A 19,796-nucleotide genomic window follows, 5' to 3' on the forward strand; every position below is an offset into this window, starting at 1 on the left:
AGTCCCGCCCAACCATGGCAACATCAGGGCAGGGGCAACGCCTCCGCCGACTGGCCGCCCTTCAATCTATTCGTGAAGTACTGACGTCAATTTTATATTGAGACTTGCCCAAGCCGGAATTGAATTGATCGGCATGTATATTGTATTCGCACCCAATTCACCGACCCACCGAAAGCCTCGCCCCGCCACCTGTGGACAGCCGCCGGATCAAGGCTTAGTCCCCTGATTTTCCGAAGCAGGACGGGCACGACGATCCATGAGCGGCACCAATCAGCGCATCGACGGAAAGCGGCTGTGGGACAGCCTGATGGCGATGGCCGAGATCGGCGCGACGCCGAAGGGAGGCGTGAAGCGCCTGACCCTGTCCGATGTCGACAAGAAGGGTCGCGACCAGTTCAAGGGCTGGTGCGAGGCGCTGGGCCTGACGGTGCGCGTCGATGCCATCGGCAACATGTTCGCCCGGCGCGAGGGGCGCGACCCCAAGCGCCTGCCGGTGCTCCTCGGCAGCCATCTCGACAGCCAGCCCACCGGCGGCAAGTTCGACGGTGCCCTCGGCGTGATTGCCGGGCTCGAGGTGATGCAATCGCTCAATGACCTGAACATCACCACCGAGGCGCCGATCGAACTGGTCAACTGGACCGATGAGGAAGGCTCCCGCTTCGGCCATTCGTTGATGGGTTCCGGCGTGTGGGCCGGCATCTACACGCAGGACAAGGCCTACAACCTTCGCGACGTGGATGGCGTGTCGGTCTCCGAAGCGCTCGACCAGATCGGCTACAAGGGCGAGCACGCGGCGAAGCCTTTCCCCGCTGATGCCTATTTCGAGTTGCATATCGAGCAGGGTCCGATCCTCGAGCGCGAGGGCAAGCAGGTCGGCATCGTGACCGGAGCGCAGGCGCAGGTCTGGTACGACGCAGTGATCATCGGGCAGGAAAGCCATGCCGGCACGACGCCGCCCTCGGCGCGCAAGGATGCTCTGGTCGCCGCCGCCCGGGTGGTGACGTTGGTCGACCAGCTGATGCGCGCGCGCGGTGAAGATGGCCGCGGGACGATCGGCTTCCTGCAGATCGCCCAGCCCTCGCGCAATGTGGTGCCCGGCGAGGTGCGCTTCTCCGTCGAGTTCCGCCACCCCGACGATGCCGAGATCAAGACGCTGGCCGCGACCTTCCCGGCCGAGGCGCAGCGCCTGGTGGCCGAGACCGGTTGTCGGCTCGAGCTGACCGAGTTGTTTCACATCCCGGCGCAGCCTTTCGACCCGTCCTGCGTGGACCTGGTCCGCCAGGCGACGCAGCGGCTGGGCTTCTCCTCGCGCGAGATCATTTCCGGCGCCGGCCACGATGCGGTCTATGTCGCGCGTTCGGTCCCGACGGCGATGATCTTCACGCCGTGCAAGGACGGCCTGTCCCACAACGAGGCCGAGAGCATCCAGCCCGACGAGGCCGAAGCCGGCTGCCAGGTGCTGTTCGAGGCGGTCCTCGCCCGCGCCAATCGCCTGCTCTGACGCGCTGGGTCATGCGTACCGCGGCGAACCAGCCCCTCTGGCGACCACCGGGGCCGGTTCGCGCGCGCATCTGCGAGAGGGGATGACGGCGGTGCGTCCCGGCCGCGCCGAGAGCCTGGCTGACGGGATCGCCCCATGCCAGGGCCACATCACCGCTTGCGTCAGGAACACGACGCTGCTCGTCCGGACACCGGCCGGCACCCCGACGCAATGCCATCCCCGGAGGCCGAGCTCGACCTCCAGGGTACGCTTTTCTTCCACGACCGGCCTGAGAGGGTCGCTGGCGGCGCGTGCGTCTTCGGCCCCCCATCGGGGCAAGCCGCTGCCGGCGCCCCGCCGGCCTTCTGTCCCTTCGCACATGTCGACGCGGCGCAGCAGCCTGGCGCACGATGCGGCCACGCGCGACATGTCTGGTCCGGCCTGGTCCCGCCTGCGCCGTCAGGCGCCGCCTGAAGGGGGTTCGATGATCGGCACCACCGAGCCAAGCCACCCGCAGCACTTCGTCCGCGACTTCGCCAGGATCGCCGGCCCATACTGGACCGGGCGGGGGCGTTGGCGGCCGCGGCTGCTGACCACGATGCTCGCCCTGCTGGTAGTCGCCCAGGTGGCACTCGCGATCCGGCTGAACATCTGGAGCGCGGATCTGTTCGATGCGCTGGAACGGCGCTCGACTGACCGCGCGATGACCCAGATCGGTATCTTCGGCCTCATCGTGCTTGGCACCATGGCGACCAACACCGCACATCTCGTCGTGCGACGTCATCTGCAGTTCGATTGGCGACGCTGGCTGACGACGCGGGTGATCGGCGACTGGATGGAGGATGCGCGGCACTACCAGGCCGACCTCATCCCCGGCGACCACGCCAACCCGGACGGGCGGATCGCCGAAGACGTCCGCATCGCCACCGAAGTCGCCATCGAGCTGGCCAGCACCCTGTTCTACTGCATTCTCCTGCTGATCACCTTCGTCGGCATCCTGTGGTCGCTGTCAGGCTGGATCAGCGTTGCCGGCCTCGACGTGCCCGGGCACCTCGTCGTGCTCGCCTTCGTCTATGCCGGCACGGGCGCCGTGGTCGCCTTCCTGCTGGGCCGTCCACTCGTGCGCGCCACCGACACGCGGCAGACGAAAGAGGCCGATTTCCGCTTCAGCCTGGTGCGCGCGCATGAGAGCGGCGAACCGATCGCCGTCGCGCGCGGCGAACCGCTGGAGCGCGAACGCCTGGAGACGGTCTTCGAGACCATCGCGCGATCCTGGTACGACCAGTCCATCGGCCTGGCGCGGTTGCTGGCCTTCTCCTCAGGCTATGTGGCGCTGGCCGGCGTGTTTCCGATCCTGGTCGGCACGCCGCGCTTCCTCGATGGCTCGCTCTCGCTCGGGCGGTTGATCCAGTCGGGGCAGGCGTTCCAGCAGGTCACCGCCGCGCTGTCGTGGCCGGTCGACAACCTTGCCCTGATCGCCGGATGGCGCGCCTCGGTGGAGCGTGTGCTGATGCTCGACGAGGCGGTCCGCATCGTTGCGCTGGAAGCCGCACGCACCGGGGAGACCGCGCTCAACCTCGACCGCGTGCCGACATCGCAACTCGGGGTCCGCGACCTGTGGGTCGCAACACCCGACGGCACCACCATGCTGTCGAACCTCACCTTGCAGGTGGAGCCGGGCCAGCACGTGCTGGTTGACGGCGACCCGGAGGCGGCGAGCGCGTTGTTCCGCGTGCTGGCCGGCATCTGGCCCTGGGGCCGCGGCCAGGTGGTTCTGCCGGCCGATGCCGGGATGATCGCTGTCGGTCCCTGGCCGTTCCTACCGCAGGGATCGCTGCGCCAAGCGTTGGCCTTTCCGGGGACGGCGGACCGTCACGATGATGCGGCGCTGCAAGACGCGCTTGCCGGCGTGGGTCTCGCACATCTCGCGGCGCGGCTGGACGAAATGGCCGACTGGACGCGCGCATTGACCCCGGCGGAAGTGCAGCGACTGTCCTTCGCGCGGATCATTCTGTTGCGTCCGCACTGGATCGTACTGGGCGATGCGACGGATGCGCTCGACCCGGACTCAGCCGATGCCATGCTACGCGTGATCGCTGAACGGTTACCGCAAGCCGGCATCGTCCTGATCGGGCGACACCCGGGATCCGCGGAGATCTTCAGCCGGCGCCTGACGCTGGAGCGTGCTGCCGACGGCGAAGTCCTGCTCAATGAGGTCTACGCAAGGCGGCAGGCGGCCAAGATGCCGCGCCGCCGGCCACTCGGCGTGATCGATCGGATGCGAGAAGGGTACGGGCGCTGACGGGGAAGGCTTGCGCTACTGACTGGCCTCACAGGCGAAGCAGCGTCACCGCCGTTCTGCCCGTCGTGCTTCATCCAGTCATGGCTCGAAGGTCCTGCGATGCGGGAAGGTTCGAACCGAACCGGTTGCATTGCCTGTCAGTGACAGTGGCGCGGCCATCCCGCATCGGACGACACCGGTCTGCCATCTACGTCAACAAACGGCGGCGTACCGGGAGGTCTCTCCCCCGCCCCTCCTGCCACTCGATCGTGATTGGTTCACATTCGTTCACCCACCACGCTCTAACCTATTGTTTGATTGCGCGATTCAGACCTCCGGTGCATTCGCACCCGCGGCCATCACGATCTAGGCTGAAACCAGCACCTCGCCGCGCGTGACGACCGGCGGCTGTGGCAGCAACTCGGTGAGGTTCGCCGCGACGATGCCGCGCACGGCCTCATGCGCCGCCTCGGCATGTTCCCGGGTATCGAAGAGACTGACGGAGAACACCCCCTCCTCGCTGCGCCCGGCCCAATAGGCCTGGAAGCCCGGGTGCCCCTTCAGCATCGGCAGGACCAAGGCTTCGACGTGACGCACGATCTCCTCGACCGATCCGGTCGCGGCGTAGCTGCGGATGGTGACGTACATGTTTTTTTCCCTCCCCGTTGCGGTTTGCCGCCCTGCAGTGCTGCGCCCGCAGCGCGGTCTGCGTCAATCAAACGATGCATCACCGCGGCGGCGAGTTCGGCCCGAGGACCTTGCCGGTTGCCGGCGGCGACGCTTCCGGTCGGTCAGCCAGCCACAGCCCTGGCCACCATGGCGGCCGCGGCCGCGGCGCTCGCGCCGATCATCACGGCCTGGACGGCCCCGCGCAGCGCCGGCAGGCCGGTGGCGCAAGCGCGCAGCCAGCCAAGCCCTGCCATCGCGATCCCGGTCAGCGCCGCGGAGATGGCGAGGGCGGTGGGCGCCCCAGTGACCAGGATGAAGGGCGCGAGCGGCACCAGCCCGCCCGCCACGCTGGCGAAGCCGGTGGTCAGGGCGGCTTGCGCCGCACGCTGCGGCTCGGGTTCCTTCAGGTCGAGTTCGAAACGCATCATGAAATCGACCCAGCGGCGCTGATCGGCACAGATGGAGTCGACCGACAGGCGCAGCGCATCCCCCCGCACGCCGTAGCGATGCAGGATGGCGGCAACCTCCCATCGCTCGCGGTCGGCGTACTCGACCGTCTCCTCCTCCTCGCGCCCGCGCTCGGCCAGGTAGTGGTCGGCCTCGTTGCGCGCATCGAGGTAACCGCGAAGGCTCCGGGCGATGCCGCCGGCGGCGATCACGGCGAGGCCCGCGGTCACCACCAGCGGGTTCGCCGCGCCGGCGCCCGACAGGCCGGCGGCCAGGGCAAACGGCAGGGTCAGCGCATCCGCCGCGCCGATCACCAGGTCGCGGACGACGGCATTCTGGGCGACGTGCATTTCCTCATGCGGCGGGCCGGCCGGCATGGCCCAGAGGCCGTCTCGGTTCAGCGTCTCGGCAGCGGGGCTTGGTGCGGGCGTGTCCATGGCGGGCAGGCTAGCGGATCATCGGCGGCGCGACAGGTTCGCAACTGCCGGGACCGGCAAGGCCATGCTAGGCACGGTCATGGCCGGCGCACCGACAGACCGAATCCCGCTTCACACCATCCTGCTGCCCGTGCTGGGCGTGCTGGCCTGGGTCGTTATCGGCAAGGCCGGGCTCGGGCTGGTGGCGCTGCTGCTCGCGATTGTGCTGCTCGGCAGCGTGCTGGCGGCCGTCCACCATGCCGAGATCGTCGCGCTGCGCGTGGGCGAACCCTACGGCACCCTGATCCTGGCCCTGGCCGTCACGGTCATCGAGGCCGGGCTGATCATCTCGCTGATGCTGGGTGGCGACCCCAATCCGGGGCTGATGCGCGATTCGGTGCATGCCGCGGTGATGCTGGTGCTGCATGGCCTGGCCGGCGCCTGCATCGTAATCGGCGCCTGGCGCCACCGCGGGTCGGAATTCCGCGTGGACGGGGCGAATTCCTTCCTCGCCGTGCTCATCCCGATGGCGACGCTGGTGCTGGTGCTGCCCAACCATGTGCTGTCCACCGAGGGGCCCTACCTGACCACAGCGCAGCTCATCTTCATCTCGGGGGCCTGCCTCGCGCTCTATCTCGCCTTCCTGTTCATCCAGACCAACTGGCATCGCGACTACTTCCTGCCGGTCGGTGACGGTCCCTCGGCCGGCCATGCCCGCCCGGCGGGCCGGATTGCCGCAGGCTCCGCCGTGCTGCTCATCGTGGCGCTGACCTCGGTGGTCTTGCTGGCCAAGGCCCTGGCGCCGGCGCTGGAGGAAGGTGTCGCCGCCGTCGGCGCGCCGACGACGGTGGTCGGCGTCATCGTCGCCGCGATCGTGCTGATGCCCGAAAGCGCTGCGGCGATCCGCGCCGCCGCCCATAACCGCCTGCAATCGAGCATCAACCTGGTGCTCGGCAGCGCCGTCGCCTGCATCGGGCTGACCGTGCCCGCGGTGGCCGCGGTTTCCTTCATGATCGGGCAACCGCTCGCCCTTGGCATTTCTGCCGGGCAGACGACGCTGCTGGCACTGTCCTTCGCGGTGGCGATCATCACCTACGGCACGGGCCGGACCAATCTGTTGTGCGGGATCGTCCATCTGGTGCTGGCGGCAACCTACGTCTTCACCGTCTTCGCGCCGTGATCCACCTCGGGCCGGAAGGCCCGAGGTGAGATATTGTTTGTCCCTCAGGCGGCGGGCGCCGGCCATCCGGCCGGCTTGCCTCGCGCCCTGCACGGCTGCGCTGGACGCTTCTCTCGGTCTGGGCGCGGTGGCGCCGTGCGCTCCCGGACCGAGGCTGCGCCTCGATCCGAGGCATCGTCTGCCCCTCGGAGACCGTTCGAAAAGCCCGGCACCGGCCCGCACCCCCACCCGGCCACCCACGTCAGTATCCTGGAATGGGTGGCCGGGTGGGGGTGCGGGCCGGTGCCGGACCTCAAAATGCGCCCCCTGGCGCATTTTCAATCGGTCTCTCGGACCGCGAGCGCCGAGCGCGTGCCTTCTCCCCGCGCAGCGGCGGCCCCATTGGTCTGCCGGCGCGTCCCGCCTATCCTCGCTGCCTCTGGAGGATCCCGCCATGCCCAACCCGACCGCCTGCCTGCTCATCATCGGCAATGAAGTGCTGTCGGGCCGCACGCAGGACGCCAACCTGAAATTCATCGCCACCCGCCTCGGCGAGATCGGTATCCCGCTGCGCGAGGTCCGCGTCATCCCCGATGTACCGGCGACCATCATCGGCACGGTGAACGAGGTGCGTGCCAAATACGACCACGTCTTCACCACCGGCGGCATCGGCCCGACGCATGACGACATTACCAGCGAATGCGTCGCCGCGGCCTTCGGCGTGCCCTGGGAACCGCATCCGGAAGCCTGGCGGCGGCTGGAATCCCATTATGCGCGGCAGACGCCGCCGGGCGATTTCAACGCCGCCCGCCAGCGCATGGCGACGATGCCGCGCGGGGCGACGCTGATCGACAACATCATCTCCATCGCCCCCGGCTTCACCATGGGCAATGTCCACGTCATGGCCGGGGTGCCGCGCATCATGCAGGCGATGTTCGAGGCGCTCGCCCCCACGCTCCAGGGCGGCCCGCCCATCGTCTCGGCCGCAGTGCACGCCAACGGGCTGATGGAAGGGCGGATCGCCGAAGGCCTCGCCGCCATCCAGGCGCGCTACCCGGACATCGATATCGGCTCCTACCCCTATTACCGCGCGGGCGGCGGCGGTGTCGCGGTGGTGGCCAAGGGCATCGAACCCACGGCAGTGAAGCAGGCCGCGCATGACGTGCTGGTATTCATGCGTGCCTGCGGCGGACAGCCGATCGAAGGCGAACCGGGTTGATGTCGGGGCGCTTGGCATGAGCACCACCGCCGTCGCACCCGCGCGTCTTGGGCTGTTCGAGCGCTACCTCTCCCTCTGGGTCGCGCTGTGCATCGCGGTGGGCATCCTGCTCGGCCATCTCGCGCCGGGCGCCTTCGCCATGGTGGCGCAGGCCGAACTCGCCAAAGTCAACCTGCCGGTCGCCGCCCTCGTGTGGCTGATGATCGTGCCGATGCTGCTCAAGATCGATTTCGGCGCCCTGGGCGGCGTGCGGGAACACTGGCGCGGCATTGGCGTGACGCTGTTCGTCAATTGGGCGGTGAAGCCGTTCTCGATGGCGCTGCTCGGCACGGTCTTCATCGGCTGGCTGTTCGCCCCGCTGCTGCCGCAGGCGCAGATCCCGTCCTATATCGCCGGGCTGATCCTGCTCGCCGCCGCGCCCTGCACGGCGATGGTCTTCGTCTGGTCCGAACTCTGCGGCGGGGAACCCCACTACACGTTGAGCCAGGTGGCGCTGAACGACGCCATCATGGTGGTGGCCTTCGCGCCGCTGGTCGGGCTGCTGCTCGGCGTGGCCTCCATCACGGTGCCGTGGGACACGCTGTTCCTCTCCGTGGTGCTGTACATCATCGTGCCAGTGGTGGTGGCGCAGGTCTGGCGGCGGTCGCTGCTTGCCGGTGGTGGCGCAGCGGCACTGTCCAGCGTCCTTGCGCGGCTGCAGCCGGTCTCACTGTTGGCGCTGCTGGCGACGCTGGTGTTGCTGTTCGGTTTCCAGGGCGAGCGTATCCTGGCGCAGCCGCTGGTGATCGCGCTGCTGGCCGTGCCGATCCTGCTCCAGGTCTATCTCAATGCCGGACTCGCCTATTGGCTCAGCCGGCGCTTCGGCGTCGCCTGGTGCGTCGCCGCGCCGGCGGCGCTGATCGGCGCGTCGAATTTCTTCGAGCTGGCGGTGGCGGCGGCGATTTCACTGTTCGGCATCGATTCCGGCGCGGCGCTGGCGACGGTGGTCGGCGTGCTGGTGGAAGTGCCGGTGATGCTCTCCGTCGTGCGCATCGTCACCGCGACGCGCGGCTGGTACGAGGCCGGCGCGACGCGCTGAGGTCTCGGGCCAACCGGGACGACAAGCGTACCGGGAATGCCCGTGCCAACAGCCGTGGCGGGCGCCGGCTTCCGGACAGAATCCTCGTCGCGCGCACGGCTCGACCGTACCCGGGCGACACAACCACGTCGCTCCAGACAAGAAGAAATCAACCGGCCAGTTCGAACAACAGCATCAGGCTGCGCTGATTCGGCATGTGGTTGTCGTCGGCGACGATGGCGACCAGGGTTCGCCCGTCATGGCGGCGCGCCGTGACGCCCTCGAAATTCTCCGCCGGCACGGGGTTGCCGTCGATGCGCAGGATCTCTTGCCCCTCCAGCACCGCGCCCGGCCTCATGGCGCCGGCGGGCAGGCGGACCAGGCGGCCGGAAAAGCCGCTGTACCAACGAAAGCGGCGCTCCAGGACCAGCGCCCCGCCATCCGGTAAGCCGGTGGCGTCAACCGGCACGAAGCCCTCTGCCGGGCGATAGGTGAGCGGCGCCCAGAGTCCCGGCCCGCCAACCCAACCCTGACGCAGGGAAGGGCTGCCGGTCGGCTGCAAATCCTCGGCAATGGCAAGCAGGCGGCCATCGGCCAGCAGGGCCAGCGATTCCAGCCCGCCATTCGCTGGTGCACGATCGAGGCCGGTCGGGGCCTCGACATAGAGGCCCGCATCGTCAAGCCGACGATAGGCGCGGATGCGATGCCATCGTTCGAAAGCGACCAGCCAAGTGCCGTCGGGCAGGCGCGTCAGCGCCTCCGCGTCGCCACCAAAGCCGCCCGGCAGAGGCCGTCCGCCGCCATCATTCAGGGGACCGGACGCGATCGGCGCAAGTCCCGCCGGAAGCCCGTCCCGCAGCACAAGGCGGGCCTGCGCCCAGCGCGTTCGGTCATCGACGAATGTCGCGACCAGGCCGTCATCCAGATACAGCCCGGACAGGCCACCGGCCCCAAGGTTGGCATTGTCGATATCGAGGCCGCCCAGGCTGCGCAGCGGGCCAGCGAGCGGCAGGGGCGGCAGGGCATTGGCGGCACCGCCTGCGGGGGGCGTCGGGTAGGGGTGGAGGCACCCCGTCGTGGCCAGTGCCGCGGCGAGCGCGGCGCGTCGGGAGAGGCCCTTGCCCTGCCCTGTCTCCCCACTAACCGGAGGCCTGGCGCATGATCGCCAGGTTTGGTGGTGAAGTCGTTTCCAGGGCACGGAAGGAGGCACGACGGGCCGGGTTCTCCGCGTCAGCGTCGCGCCGACACAGGCGGTCTGTCGCCCGGCCCAACATAGTCAGAGGAGCCTGGGTGTCCATCGGCGCAAGGGTGAAGCCGACCGTCGAGAGCCACCACCGCGTCGAGCCCGGGTACGGCGGGCAGCGCCTCGACGGCTTCATCGGCCCCTGAAACGCCGGCCAAGGCGCCGGCGAGGCCTCGCACCCGACGCACTCATCCGCAGGACGCGGCAAACGGAAATCCGGGGCCTCAACGCACATCCGCACCACCGAATGTCCACGCAAGGATCTAGTGTCCTGCGCGAAGAATCGAGAGGAAACGACATGCGTGTCCTGGTGCTGGGGGCCGGTGCCCTGGGTGGCTATTTTGGCGGGCGGCTTGCCGAGGCCGGTACGGCGGAGGTCGCCTTCCTGGTCCGCCAGGCGCGCCAGGCAGTGCTGGAGCGCGACGGCCTGGTCATTGAAAGCCCGTTCGGCGCCTGGCGCGGCCCCGTCGCCACGATCGGCGCCGAGCGGGTCGGGCCGGGATGGGACGTGATCCTGCTCTCCTGCAAGGCCTATGACCTGGACGATGCGATTGCCGCCATCCGCCCGGCCGTGGATGGTCGGACCGCCATCCTGCCGGTGCTCAATGGCCTGTCCCATATTGAGAGGCTGGGCGAGGCCTTCGGCGTCGATCGCGTCCTTGGCGGTCTGGCAAAGATCCAGGCGACGCTAGCCCCCGATGGGATGGTGCGGCAGCTCAATGACTGGCGCTGGATCACCTTCGGGGAAACCGGCGGCGGGCTGTCCGACCGTGTCCGCGCCATCGAAGCCGCCTTCGCGCCCGCCCGCGGCGTGGTCGCACAGGCAGTGCCCGACATCATGGCACGGATGTGGGAGAAGCTGGTGCATCTGGGCACCAGCGCGATCGGCACCGTGCTGATGCGCGCCAATGTGGGGGAGATCGTGCGCGGCGGCGGCAGCGCCTTCCTGCACCGCCTGCTCGAACGCAATGCGGCCATCGCGGCCGCCCATGGCTTTCCGATGCGCGAGGCCTTCATGGCCGAATACCGCACGCTGTTTGCCGACCCGGCGAGTGCCTATGCCACCTCGATGCTGCGCGATATCGAGGCCGGCGGGCGGATCGAGGCCGACCACATCCTTGGCTTCCTGCTGGCGGCCCTCCGGCGCGCCGGCCTGCCCGAGGAGGTCCATGAAGCCGCTTTGCTGCATGCCCACGCCTATGAGCAGCGCCGCGCGGCCGATCGACTGCCACGAGGCTGAGAGACGCACCCATCATATTGCGACGCACAAACGATCGTCTCAAACTGGCACCGAGGCACCGATAATGCCGCACGCGGACCTGCATCACGAAATATATGCATGCAATGCGAGACATCGCAGGTCCGAAATGGTTAATGTACCGCCTTCCATCGGGGTGGATCGCCATGGACACGGAACACACATCGCCTCGCTTTGTAGATGATTATCTACTTTCGCTACTTGCGCGTGCATCGCATGTCGTTTCCGCGGAGTTCCACGACCGAATTCGCGCGCGTGGGGTCTCGGTTCCGGTGTGGCGTGTGTTGGGCACGCTGTCAGGCGGGCCCGAGACCGTGACCGTGCTCGCCGACGCGTGCCTCCTGCAACAGCCGACCATGACCAAGGTGCTCGACCGCATGGAGCGCAGTGGCCTGGTGACACGCCAGCAGGATGCGCGGGACCGGCGGCTGGTACGGGTGCACCTCGCCCCCAAGGGAGAGACGATGCTGGCCGAATTGCTGGTCGCCGCGCGTGCCCATGAGGCCGAGGTTGTCGCCCGCCATCCCGATGCGGCCGCGATCAAGGACCTGCTGCGTGCGCTGATCGCCCGGCAAGGGCGCAAGCACCGACCCCGCGCCTAGAACAGGCTCCGGTCGAGAGGCCGCCGCCTGGTCGTTCGATTGAGTATCGTCAGGCCGAACAATGATGCCAGCCTCGGCCGATCTGCTCTAGGCTTCGGGCAGTGCCGTCCTGACGCCGGCACTGTTCAAGCCGAGACCGCCATGCCTTCCATCCATCGCCTGCGGCAAATCGCGCTGCTGCTCATGGTCGTCTTCGCCGTCGTCCAGTTGCTGGTCGCGATGACGCGTTGACCGCCCGCCGTGACGACGCCAGCTTGCGCCCCTCACACGGGGTCAAAGACATGAAGGTCGGCGTCATCGGGTTGGGCAGCATGGGCATGGGCGCGGCGCTGAGCCTGTTGCGTGCCGGGCATGACGTGACCGGCTGTGACATGCGGGAGACCGCGCGGGCGGAATTCGCCGAGGCCGGCGGCGGCGTCGCGGCCAAGGCCTCCGAACTGCCGCAGGGGCTCGAGGCGCTCGTCGTGCTGGTGGTCAATGCCGCCCAGACCGAGGCGGCGGTGTTCGGCGCCGATGGCGCGCTGCCGCGCCTGGCCCCGGGCGCTGTGATCGTGAGTTCCGCCACCATGGGGCCGGATGCGGCGCGCGCCCTGGCCGAGCTGGCGGCGGCGCGACAGTTCCTGTTCCTCGACGCGCCGGTCTCGGGTGGCGCGGTCAAGGCGCGGGCGGGCGAGATGACGGTGATGGCCTCCGGCAGCGCGGCCGCCTTCGCGGCGGCGGAACCGGTGCTCGGCGCGGTCGCCGCCAAAGTGTGGAACCTCGGCGAGGAACCCGGGATCGGCGCCACGGTGAAGGTGGTGCATCAGTTGCTCGCCGGCGTGCATATCGCGGTGGCGGCGGAGGCGATGGCGCTGGGCATCCGCGCCGGCGCCGATCCGCAGCAGCTTTACGACGTCGTGACGAGCGCGGCCGGAAATTCCTGGATGTTCGAGAACCGCATGGCCCGCGTACTCACCGGCGATGACGAACCGCGATCAGCCGTGGACATCTTCGTGAAGGATCTTGGCCTGGTCGCGGACATGGCGCGCGGGCTGAACTTCCCGGTGCCACTGGCCTCCCAGGCGCAGCAGCTGTTCACCGCGGCGCGGGCGATCGGCCAGGGCGGCAAGGATGATGGTTTCGTCATCCGGGTGTGGCAGGCGATGACCGGGATCAAGCTGCCGGGCGACGGCAAGGGCTGAGAGCCTGTTGGAAAGTCCGGCAGCGGCCCGCCCCGGCCCGGCCACCCACGCCAGCATCGTGAAATGAGTGGCCGAGGGGCGGGCCGGTGCCGTACGTGGAAACGCACCGGAAGGCGCGTTCCCAAACGGACTCTCGGCCTCACGGCAAGTGCACCGCCAGCCAGATCGCCTCCACCGCCGGGTCGGTCCAGACGACGCGATGTCGGCAGCAAGCCGGCAGATGCACCCAGTCGCCAGGGGCGAGCGGGTGTTCGGTGCCATCGGCGAAGCCCAGCCGCGCCGCCCCGGCGACGAGCAGGACGAATTCCGCCCAGCCCTGTTCGTACCAGTCGCCGTCGCGGACGGCGCGGGAGGCGATGCGTTCCACCCGCGCTCCGCCGGCACGCAGCAATTCCGTGAAGGTTTCCGCCCCCGGCGCGGCGGGGGCGGGCCCGTCATGCAGGCTGCCGAAGCGCGGTGCGCTCACGCCGCCAGCACTGCTTCCACCGAAGCCGCCGCCTGGAACAGCCGGGCATCGCCCATGTGTTCGCCGGTCAGCATCAGCCCGACAGGCGCCTCACCCGGCGCGTGGCAGGGGATGCTGATCGAGCAGAGGTCGAGGAAATTGCCGACACTGGTATTGCGCAGCAGCATCATGTTGATGCGGTTGTAGTCGGCCTCGTCCTCCACCTCGGCGATGCGCGGCGGGATGATCGGGCAGGTCGGGCAGATCACCGCATCGAAGGGCGCGGTGCGCGGGGCGGCGGCGGCAATGATGCGCGCGCGGGCCTGCAGCAGATCCACGTAATCCGCGGCGGACATCTGCTCGCCACGACGGATGCGCTTGAGGATGCGCGGGTCGTAGTCATCGGCCTTGGCGGTGATCAGCGAATGGTGCCAGGCCCAGGCCTCGCTGGCCGCGAAGCCACCGGCGGCATTGGCAACGGGTATCTCGGCCAGCTCCGGCAAGTCGAATTCGATGATCTGTGCCCCCGCGGCGGAAAGACGCGTGAGGGTGCGGCCGAACACCGCCGCGACGGTGCCGTCCATGCCATCGGTCAGGAAGGTGCCGCGCGGCAGGCCGAGGCGCAGGCCCTTGATCGGCAGCTTCTTCGGCGCGACAGGGTCCTCGGCGCCGGCCATCAGCGCATCGACGACGGCGCAATCCGCCACGCTGCGCGCCAGCGGACCGGCCGAATCGAGGGAGGTGGCGAGCGGCAGGATACCGGTGATCGGCACGCGCTTGGCCGTCGGCTTCCAGCCGACCACACCGCACAGCGCGGCCGGGATGCGGCAGGAACCGCCGGTATCGGTGCCGAGGCCGGCGAAGCCCATGCCATCGGCCACCGCGACGCCGGCGCCGGAGGAGGAACCCCCCGGCAGCCGCCCGCTGGCCCGGTCCCACGGGCTGCGCGGTGTGCCGAAATGCGGGTTCACGCCGAGGCCGGAGAAGGCGAATTCCACCATGTTGGTGCGGCCGAGGATCACGAAGCCGGCGCGGATCAGCCGCTGCACGGCGGGCGCGGTGGCCTTGGCCGGCGGCGCACCCTTCAACGCCATGGAGCCCGAGCGCGAAGTGACGCCCGCCTCGTCGTACAGGTCCTTGATGCTGATCGGGATGCCGGCATAGGCCGAGGGCGCTCGGCCGGCGACGCGCAGCGCATCCATCGCGGCGGCGGAAGCGCGCGCGGTCTCCGCATGCACGGCAATGAATGCCCGTGCGCCCTCGCCTTCAGGCGCGGCGATGCGGGCCAGCGCGGCATCCGTCAGCGCGGCGGCGGTGGTGTGGCCGGCCGCGAGTGACGCGGCGGCCTCGACAAGCGTTTTCATGCTGGCGCTGCTCCTGAACCTGGCGGGCATTCTTCCGCCCTGCTCGAGGATCGACAAGGGCGCTCGGGCAGGCGAGAATTTGGCGTGCGCCGCCATCGGCGGAGGCGTAACTTCTCAATCAGGCTCCGCGTAGGGATTGCAATGTCCCGCCAGCAGGGAGGCACCCCCATGTTCGATCTCGACCGCTTCATCGCCGATTGCCGCGAGGCCATCGCGCAGGACAGCAGCCACAAATCGGTGCGCGAGGTCGTCGCTCGCGCCGTCGCCGACCATGCCTCGGTCATCAAGGCGCTGGGCGAACCGACCAAGGCCGGGCTGGTGCCGCTGTACCGCTCACCGGAACTGACCATCCTGAACCTGGCCTGGGGGCCGCTGATGACGCTGCAGCCGCATGATCACCGCATGTGGGCGTGCATCGGCATCTATGGCGGGCGCGAGGACAACATCTTCTGGCGCCGCATCGCCGAGGGCGACGGGCACCGCATCGAGGCGGCCGGCGCCAAGGCCCTCGGCACCGGGGATTGCACGGTGCTGGGCAAGGACATCATCCATTCGGTGACCAACCCGATCCCGCGCCTGACCGGGGCGATCCATGTCTATGGCGGGGATTTCTTCGCCGCGCATCGCAGCGAATGGGACCCGGAGACGCTGGAGGAAGGGCCGTATGATTCGGCCAAGGTGATGCAGCGGTTCGAGGACAGCAACGCGATGCTGGCGCATCGGTGACGGTGGGCGGAGAGGGGTGCTGCCCCTCTCCGGACCTCACCCCGCCAAAGGCCCGGGGCCTTTGGAAACCGATACTTGGCGCTGCAGATGACATCTGCGCCAGGAGGTCGGAAGCTGGCTTTACCCAGTTCTGATTCGCCCAGGCGCTACTGGCGAACGACTTCGGTCCAACGGTTCCACGGCTCCGCTACTCCCGGCGGCGTCGGCACGAGCATATCCCGCACGTTCACGGGACACAGCCTGACCAGCCCTCGTGAAATGCCCGCGGCGATCAGCCATTCGGCAACGGCTCTGGCGCGTTGCTCCCCAACGATCGAGAGCCCGCGCTGCACCTCGGCACCGTCGATATGTCCGATCACGTCAACCCGACCCATCTGTGCCGGTGCCATTGTGCCGTCCGATGGAATCCGCGCCGGTGCTCGCCCGTCCCGACGGCGTTCCCATAGCGCCAATGCATCCCGCAGGACTTGCTCGCACCGCGCGTCGATAGCGTCGCTTTCGGGTTCAAAGAAGCAGCGATGGTTGATTTGCTCGGCGGATGCCTCCATGCGGGCCGAGAACAAGCTGACGCCAACAACGAGGATCGCAAAAGCGGCCCGACAGCCCTTCATGCGCGTTGCCCTTCGTGGACACGTGCCAGGACGCACCGCAGCACGTGCGACGGGTCGTCCTTGATCGGATGTGAGCACGTGCCGGTATCTCTCCAGTCCGGCTCGGCTTGTCGAACGAGCCGGGAGCCCCGTCCCGCAATTGACCAGGCCGGCAAAGCTTCTCTCCGCGTCCCTCAGTAGATATCCGGCTCCGGCGTCGGCGTCGTCCCTTCCAGGAACTTCATGTCGCAGCCCTCATCCGCCTGGGTGACGTTGTCGAGATACAGCGACGTCCATCCACGCCCATAACGCCGTGCAGGCGGCGTCCAGGCGGCGCGGCGCCTTTCCATCTCCGCCTCATCCACCAGCACGTCGAGCCGCCGCCCCGCCACATCCAGCCTGATCAGGTCGCCATCCTGCACGAAGGCCAGCGGCCCGCCGACATGGCTTTCCGGCGCCACATGCAACACGCAGGTGCCGTAGGAGGTGCCGGACATGCGCGCATCCGACAGCCGCACCATGTCGCGCACACCCTGCTTCAGCAGCTTCTGCGGCAGCGGCAGCATGCCCCATTCCGGCATGCCCGGCCCGCCCTGCGGCCCAGCCTGCTTCAGCACCAGCACTGAATCCGCCGTGACGTCGAGATCGGGGTCGTCGAGACGCTTCTTCAGATCAGCATAGTTTTCGAACACCACCGCCGGGCCGGTGTGCTGCAGCAAACGCTGCTCGGCCGCGCTGGTCTTGATGACCGCGCCGTTCGGCGCCAGCGAGCCCTTCAGCACGGCAAGCCCGCCCTCGGCCTGCAACGGCTTGTCGACCGGCAAGATAATCTTGTCATCGAAGACCTCGGCGCCCTCGATGTTCTCGCCCATCGTCCTGCCGGTGACGGTGCGCGCGGACAGGTCGAGATAGTCGCGGATGCGGTTGAGGAAGGCGCGCGCTCCACCGGCGTAAAAGAAATCCTCCATCAGATATTCACCGGCATTGGGGCGCAGGTTCGCCACCAGCGGCACGCGTCGCGACAGCGCATCGAAGCGTTCGAGATCCAGCATCACCCCCGCGCGCCGCGCCATGGCGATCAGATGCGGGATGGCGTTGGTCGAACCGCCGAAGGCCATCGCTGCGGTGACGGCATTATCCACACTGCCCTCGGTGATCAGCGATTGCGGCGTCGCATCCTCCCACACCATCTCGACGATGCGGCGGCCGGTCTCGGTCGCCATGCGCGGATGGGCGGAGTCAGCGGCGGGGATGGACGACGCCCCCGGCAGCGTGAAGCCGAGCGCTTCCACCGCCAGCATCATCGTCGCCGCCGTGCCGGCCGTCATGCAGGTGCCGAAGGACCGCGCGATGCCGCCTTCCATGTCCTTCCACTGCGCCGGGGTGATGTTTCCCGCGCGCAATTCGGCATGGTATTTCCACACATCGGAACCGGACCCCAGCGTCTTGCCGCGCCAATTGCCGCGCAACATCGGCCCCGCCGGCACCATGATCGACGGCAGACCCGACGAGATTGCCCCCATCATCAGCCCTGGCGGCGTCTTGTCACAGCCGCCCAGAAGCACCAGCCCGTCGCAGGGATGGCTGCGCGCGAGTTCCTCCGTCTCCATCGCCAGCATGTTGCGATACAGCATGGAGGTCGGCTTCTGGTACTGCTCGGTCACCGGATGCGCCGGCAGTTCGACCGGGAAGCCACCCGCCTGCCACACCCCGCGTTTCACTTCCTCCGCCCGGGTACGGAAGTGGAAATGGCAAGGGCTGAGTTCGGACCAGGTATTGATGATGCCGATCACCGGCTTGCCGCGGAAATCCTCCTCGGCATAGCCGGCCTGCAGCATGCGCGACCGATGGCCGAAAGCGCGCAGGTCATCCACGCCGAACCAGCGATGGCTGCGCAGTTCCTCGGGGCGTTTGCGGGTCATGGGCTTTCTCCTCCTGGCGTCGGCTTGGCTTCCGCCGGAGGCTGCCAACTGCTATGGCAGTTGTCCATGGCCGCTGCGAAGACAGCCCGAGGGAGGATCGCGCCGCTCGCCGAGGAGGATACGCTCTCCCTCGGGGAGCGCGCTTATCGACGCCTGCGCGAATCCATCGTGCAAGGCGTGCTGCCCGCCGGACACAAGATTTCCGAACGCAGCCTGGCCGTGGAACTCGGCATCTCCGCCCAGCCGGTGCGCGAGGCGCTGCGCCGGCTCGAACAGGATGGCATGGTCGTCACCCTGCCCCGCCGCGGCACGGTGGTGGCCGAGGTCGGCCCGGCCCAACTCGGCGAACTCGGCCGCATCCGCGCCGCGCTGGAGGGCGTCGCCACCGCGCTCGCGGCGGAACGCATGGATGCCGGCTCGATCGCCGCCATCGCCGCCATCCTCAAGCGCATGCAGGCCGGCACCGAGGCGCGCGACACCGATGCCCTCGATGAGGCGAATGAGGAATTCCACGCCCTGATCCATCGCGCGACGGGCAATCTGTTCCTGATGCGCTCGCTGGGGTCGCTGCGCGCCTACGACAACCTTGGCCGGCACCGTGCGGTGGGCAGCACGCCACGCGACCTGCCCAAGGCGCTGGCCGAGCACAAGGGCATCGTCGCCGCGCTGAAGAAGCGCGACCCCGCACTCGCGGAGGCACGCATGCGCCATCATGTGCTGCGCTCGCTGGTGACCAATGGCGTGCTGCCGCCACCACCTCGAAAGGAACGCCGGACATGACCTTGGAACAGGCACTGACCGGCATCTCCGGCATTCTGGTGACACCTTTCGACAGCGACGACGCGATCGTCCCCGCCCGCCTCGCGCCTATCGTCGGGCGCTGCGCCGCGGCCGGCGTCGATGCGCTGACGGTGAATGGCAATACCTCGGAATTCTATGGCCTGACCTTCGCCGAGGCCGAACGCATGCAGGCCGAGGTGCCGGCCATCGTCGCCGGTCGCGCCCGCGTGGTCGCCGGCATCGGCCGGTCCGTGAACGAGGCCGTGCGCCTTGCTGCGCGCGCGAAGGCCGATGGCGCCGATGCGGTGATGGTCCACCAACCGCCCGACCCCTTCGTCAGCCCGCGCGGTGTCGCCGAGTATGTGCGGCGCATCGGCGACACGGCCGGGCTGCCGGTGGTGCTGTATCTGCGCAATGCCGGCATTGGCGACGCCGCCATCGCGGCGCTGACCGCCATCCCCGGCGTCGTCGCGGTGAAATGGGCGAGCGTCGACCTGATGGCCCTGGCGCGCGCCATCCGCGCCGCGCCAGGCATTCGCTTCGTCTGCGGCCTCGCTGAACCCTGGGCGCCGCCAATGACGGCGTTGGGTGCGCAGGGCTTCACCTCCGGCCTGATCAATGTCGCGCCCGAACGGTCCGTTGCCATCCTCGCTGCGCTGCGGGCGGCGGATTTCGCGACCGCGAATGCGCTGATCGGGGAAATCGGCCCCTTCGAAGCCCTGCGCTCGGAGGAACAGAACGGCGCCAATGTCTCGATCGTGAAGGCGGCGCTGGCACTGGCGGGCAAGGATGTCGGCCATGCCCGCCCGCCCGCCGCCTGGCCGGTCGCGCCGGATTCCCTCGCAAGGCTGCGGGCGCTCATGGCAGGCTGGTCATCGGTCTGACGGGGCCGTTGACGGCTGCCTGAAAGACGCCCCAATCTGCTATCTGCTATCTGCTATTGCAGTTAACCACCCG

The 19,796-nt window shown here is 68.6% G+C and carries 18 protein-coding genes; 11 read left to right on the forward strand and 7 right to left on the reverse strand.

What is annotated here, in order from left to right:
- Positions 1 to 256 precede the first annotated feature (256 nt).
- On the forward strand, positions 257 to 1,501 hold the full coding sequence (locus tag IEY36_RS05685) for a Zn-dependent hydrolase (RefSeq protein WP_188965938.1): 1,245 nt from the start codon (positions 257 to 259) through the stop codon (positions 1,499 to 1,501).
- Between the two features lie 463 nt (positions 1,502 to 1,964).
- Positions 1,965 to 3,782, forward strand: a complete 1,818-nt coding sequence (locus tag IEY36_RS05690) for an ABC transporter ATP-binding protein/permease (RefSeq protein WP_188965939.1) — start codon at positions 1,965 to 1,967, stop codon at positions 3,780 to 3,782.
- A 345-nt stretch (positions 3,783 to 4,127) separates the two neighbouring features.
- Here the strand turns inward: IEY36_RS05690 and IEY36_RS05695 are convergent, their stop codons facing one another.
- Entirely contained in the window at positions 4,128 to 4,409 is a 282-nt protein-coding gene (locus IEY36_RS05695) for a hypothetical protein (protein WP_188965940.1), read from the reverse strand.
- A gap of 143 nt (positions 4,410 to 4,552) precedes the next feature.
- A complete protein-coding gene (locus IEY36_RS05700) occupies positions 4,553 to 5,314 on the reverse strand; it encodes a VIT1/CCC1 transporter family protein (protein ID WP_229681156.1) in 762 nt (253 codons plus the stop codon).
- Between the two features lie 64 nt (positions 5,315 to 5,378).
- Here IEY36_RS05700 and IEY36_RS05705 point away from each other — a divergent pair, with 64 nt between their 5' ends.
- From IEY36_RS05705 to arsB, 3 genes are all read left to right on the forward strand, one after another.
- Positions 5,379 to 6,473 (forward strand): calcium:proton antiporter, encoded by a 1,095-nt coding sequence (locus IEY36_RS05705; RefSeq protein ID WP_229681157.1) that lies wholly within the window; start codon positions 5,379 to 5,381, stop codon positions 6,471 to 6,473.
- A gap of 433 nt (positions 6,474 to 6,906) precedes the next feature.
- Positions 6,907 to 7,671 (forward strand): competence/damage-inducible protein A, encoded by a 765-nt coding sequence (locus IEY36_RS05710; RefSeq protein WP_188965941.1) that lies wholly within the window; start codon positions 6,907 to 6,909, stop codon positions 7,669 to 7,671.
- Between the two features lie 16 nt (positions 7,672 to 7,687).
- Complete coding sequence (arsB, locus tag IEY36_RS05715) at positions 7,688 to 8,749, forward strand: ACR3 family arsenite efflux transporter (protein WP_188965942.1); 1,062 nt, start codon at positions 7,688 to 7,690, stop codon at positions 8,747 to 8,749.
- A 148-nt stretch (positions 8,750 to 8,897) separates the two neighbouring features.
- Here arsB and IEY36_RS05720 read toward each other — a convergent pair whose 3' ends face one another.
- Positions 8,898 to 9,926, reverse strand: a complete 1,029-nt coding sequence (locus tag IEY36_RS05720; RefSeq protein ID WP_188965943.1) for an esterase-like activity of phytase family protein — start codon at positions 9,924 to 9,926, stop codon at positions 8,898 to 8,900.
- A 343-nt stretch (positions 9,927 to 10,269) separates the two neighbouring features.
- On the opposite strand from IEY36_RS05720, the gene IEY36_RS05725 reads away from it, so the two are divergent.
- The 3 genes from IEY36_RS05725 (at position 10,270) to ltnD (ending at position 13,012) form a co-directional block, all read left to right on the forward strand.
- Positions 10,270 to 11,211: a ketopantoate reductase family protein gene (locus IEY36_RS05725; protein ID WP_188965944.1), complete on the forward strand. Its 942-nt coding sequence runs from the start codon at positions 10,270 to 10,272 to the stop codon at positions 11,209 to 11,211.
- 164 nt (positions 11,212 to 11,375) lie between these two features.
- Complete coding sequence (locus IEY36_RS31080) at positions 11,376 to 11,831, forward strand: MarR family winged helix-turn-helix transcriptional regulator (RefSeq protein WP_268238101.1); 456 nt, start codon at positions 11,376 to 11,378, stop codon at positions 11,829 to 11,831.
- Between the two features lie 281 nt (positions 11,832 to 12,112).
- Positions 12,113 to 13,012: an L-threonate dehydrogenase gene (ltnD, locus tag IEY36_RS05735; protein ID WP_188965946.1), complete on the forward strand. Its 900-nt coding sequence runs from the start codon at positions 12,113 to 12,115 to the stop codon at positions 13,010 to 13,012.
- A gap of 139 nt (positions 13,013 to 13,151) precedes the next feature.
- Here ltnD and IEY36_RS05740 read toward each other — a convergent pair whose 3' ends face one another.
- Together IEY36_RS05740 and IEY36_RS05745 are read right to left on the reverse strand one after the other, a co-directional pair.
- Positions 13,152 to 13,478: a cupin domain-containing protein gene (locus IEY36_RS05740; RefSeq protein WP_229681159.1), complete on the reverse strand. Its 327-nt coding sequence runs from the start codon at positions 13,476 to 13,478 to the stop codon at positions 13,152 to 13,154.
- Positions 13,475 to 14,821 (reverse strand): amidase, encoded by a 1,347-nt coding sequence (locus IEY36_RS05745; protein ID WP_188965947.1) that lies wholly within the window; start codon positions 14,819 to 14,821, stop codon positions 13,475 to 13,477. The genes IEY36_RS05740 and IEY36_RS05745 overlap by 4 nt, the downstream gene beginning before the upstream one ends.
- A gap of 168 nt (positions 14,822 to 14,989) precedes the next feature.
- Between IEY36_RS05745 and IEY36_RS05750 the strand changes: the two genes are divergently transcribed.
- On the forward strand, positions 14,990 to 15,547 hold the full coding sequence (locus IEY36_RS05750) for a cysteine dioxygenase family protein (protein WP_188965948.1): 558 nt from the start codon (positions 14,990 to 14,992) through the stop codon (positions 15,545 to 15,547).
- Positions 15,548 to 15,693: 146 nt separating this feature from the next.
- Here IEY36_RS05750 and IEY36_RS05755 read toward each other — a convergent pair whose 3' ends face one another.
- Both IEY36_RS05755 and araD read right to left on the reverse strand, forming a co-directional pair.
- Positions 15,694 to 16,158: an OmpA family protein gene (locus IEY36_RS05755; RefSeq protein ID WP_188965949.1), complete on the reverse strand. Its 465-nt coding sequence runs from the start codon at positions 16,156 to 16,158 to the stop codon at positions 15,694 to 15,696.
- Between the two features lie 173 nt (positions 16,159 to 16,331).
- The gene (gene araD, locus IEY36_RS05760; protein WP_188965950.1) at positions 16,332 to 18,059 is read right to left on the reverse strand and encodes an L-arabinonate dehydratase; all 1,728 of its coding nucleotides are present in this window, start codon (positions 18,057 to 18,059) and stop codon (positions 16,332 to 16,334) included.
- A gap of 66 nt (positions 18,060 to 18,125) precedes the next feature.
- Here araD and IEY36_RS05765 point away from each other — a divergent pair, with 66 nt between their 5' ends.
- Both IEY36_RS05765 and IEY36_RS05770 read left to right on the forward strand, forming a co-directional pair.
- The gene (locus IEY36_RS05765; protein WP_188965951.1) at positions 18,126 to 18,839 is read left to right on the forward strand and encodes a GntR family transcriptional regulator; all 714 of its coding nucleotides are present in this window, start codon (positions 18,126 to 18,128) and stop codon (positions 18,837 to 18,839) included.
- A complete protein-coding gene (locus IEY36_RS05770) occupies positions 18,836 to 19,723 on the forward strand; it encodes a dihydrodipicolinate synthase family protein (protein ID WP_188965952.1) in 888 nt (295 codons plus the stop codon). The genes IEY36_RS05765 and IEY36_RS05770 overlap by 4 nt, the downstream gene beginning before the upstream one ends.
- The last annotated feature ends 73 nt before the right edge of the window (positions 19,724 to 19,796 follow it).

The organism is Neoroseomonas lacus, from assembly GCF_014644535.1.
Taxonomy (GTDB): domain Bacteria; phylum Pseudomonadota; class Alphaproteobacteria; order Acetobacterales; family Acetobacteraceae; genus Neoroseomonas; species Neoroseomonas lacus.

What these genes read in the sequence shown, in the direction of transcription:
- IEY36_RS05765 (WP_188965951.1), top strand. Translation starts at nt 18,126, where the DNA reads ATGGCCGCTGCGAAGACAGCCCGAGGGAGGATCGCGCCGCTCGCCGAG.
- IEY36_RS05705 (WP_229681157.1), top strand. Translation starts at nt 5,379, where the DNA reads ATGCTAGGCACGGTCATGGCCGGCGCACCGACAGACCGAATCCCGCTT.
- IEY36_RS05725 (WP_188965944.1), top strand. Translation starts at nt 10,270, where the DNA reads ATGCGTGTCCTGGTGCTGGGGGCCGGTGCCCTGGGTGGCTATTTTGGC.
- ltnD (WP_188965946.1), top strand. Translation starts at nt 12,113, where the DNA reads ATGAAGGTCGGCGTCATCGGGTTGGGCAGCATGGGCATGGGCGCGGCG.
- IEY36_RS05750 (WP_188965948.1), top strand. Translation starts at nt 14,990, where the DNA reads ATGTTCGATCTCGACCGCTTCATCGCCGATTGCCGCGAGGCCATCGCG.
- IEY36_RS05690 (WP_188965939.1), top strand. Translation starts at nt 1,965, where the DNA reads ATGATCGGCACCACCGAGCCAAGCCACCCGCAGCACTTCGTCCGCGAC.
- IEY36_RS05695 (WP_188965940.1), bottom strand. Translation starts at nt 4,409, where the DNA reads ATGTACGTCACCATCCGCAGCTACGCCGCGACCGGATCGGTCGAGGAG.
- IEY36_RS05685 (WP_188965938.1), top strand. Translation starts at nt 257, where the DNA reads ATGAGCGGCACCAATCAGCGCATCGACGGAAAGCGGCTGTGGGACAGC.
- IEY36_RS05755 (WP_188965949.1), bottom strand. Translation starts at nt 16,158, where the DNA reads ATGAAGGGCTGTCGGGCCGCTTTTGCGATCCTCGTTGTTGGCGTCAGC.
- IEY36_RS05700 (WP_229681156.1), bottom strand. Translation starts at nt 5,314, where the DNA reads ATGGACACGCCCGCACCAAGCCCCGCTGCCGAGACGCTGAACCGAGAC.
- IEY36_RS05770 (WP_188965952.1), top strand. Translation starts at nt 18,836, where the DNA reads ATGACCTTGGAACAGGCACTGACCGGCATCTCCGGCATTCTGGTGACA.
- IEY36_RS05710 (WP_188965941.1), top strand. Translation starts at nt 6,907, where the DNA reads ATGCCCAACCCGACCGCCTGCCTGCTCATCATCGGCAATGAAGTGCTG.
- araD (WP_188965950.1), bottom strand. Translation starts at nt 18,059, where the DNA reads ATGACCCGCAAACGCCCCGAGGAACTGCGCAGCCATCGCTGGTTCGGC.
- arsB (WP_188965942.1), top strand. Translation starts at nt 7,688, where the DNA reads ATGAGCACCACCGCCGTCGCACCCGCGCGTCTTGGGCTGTTCGAGCGC.
- IEY36_RS05745 (WP_188965947.1), bottom strand. Translation starts at nt 14,821, where the DNA reads ATGAAAACGCTTGTCGAGGCCGCCGCGTCACTCGCGGCCGGCCACACC.
- IEY36_RS31080 (WP_268238101.1), top strand. Translation starts at nt 11,376, where the DNA reads ATGGACACGGAACACACATCGCCTCGCTTTGTAGATGATTATCTACTT.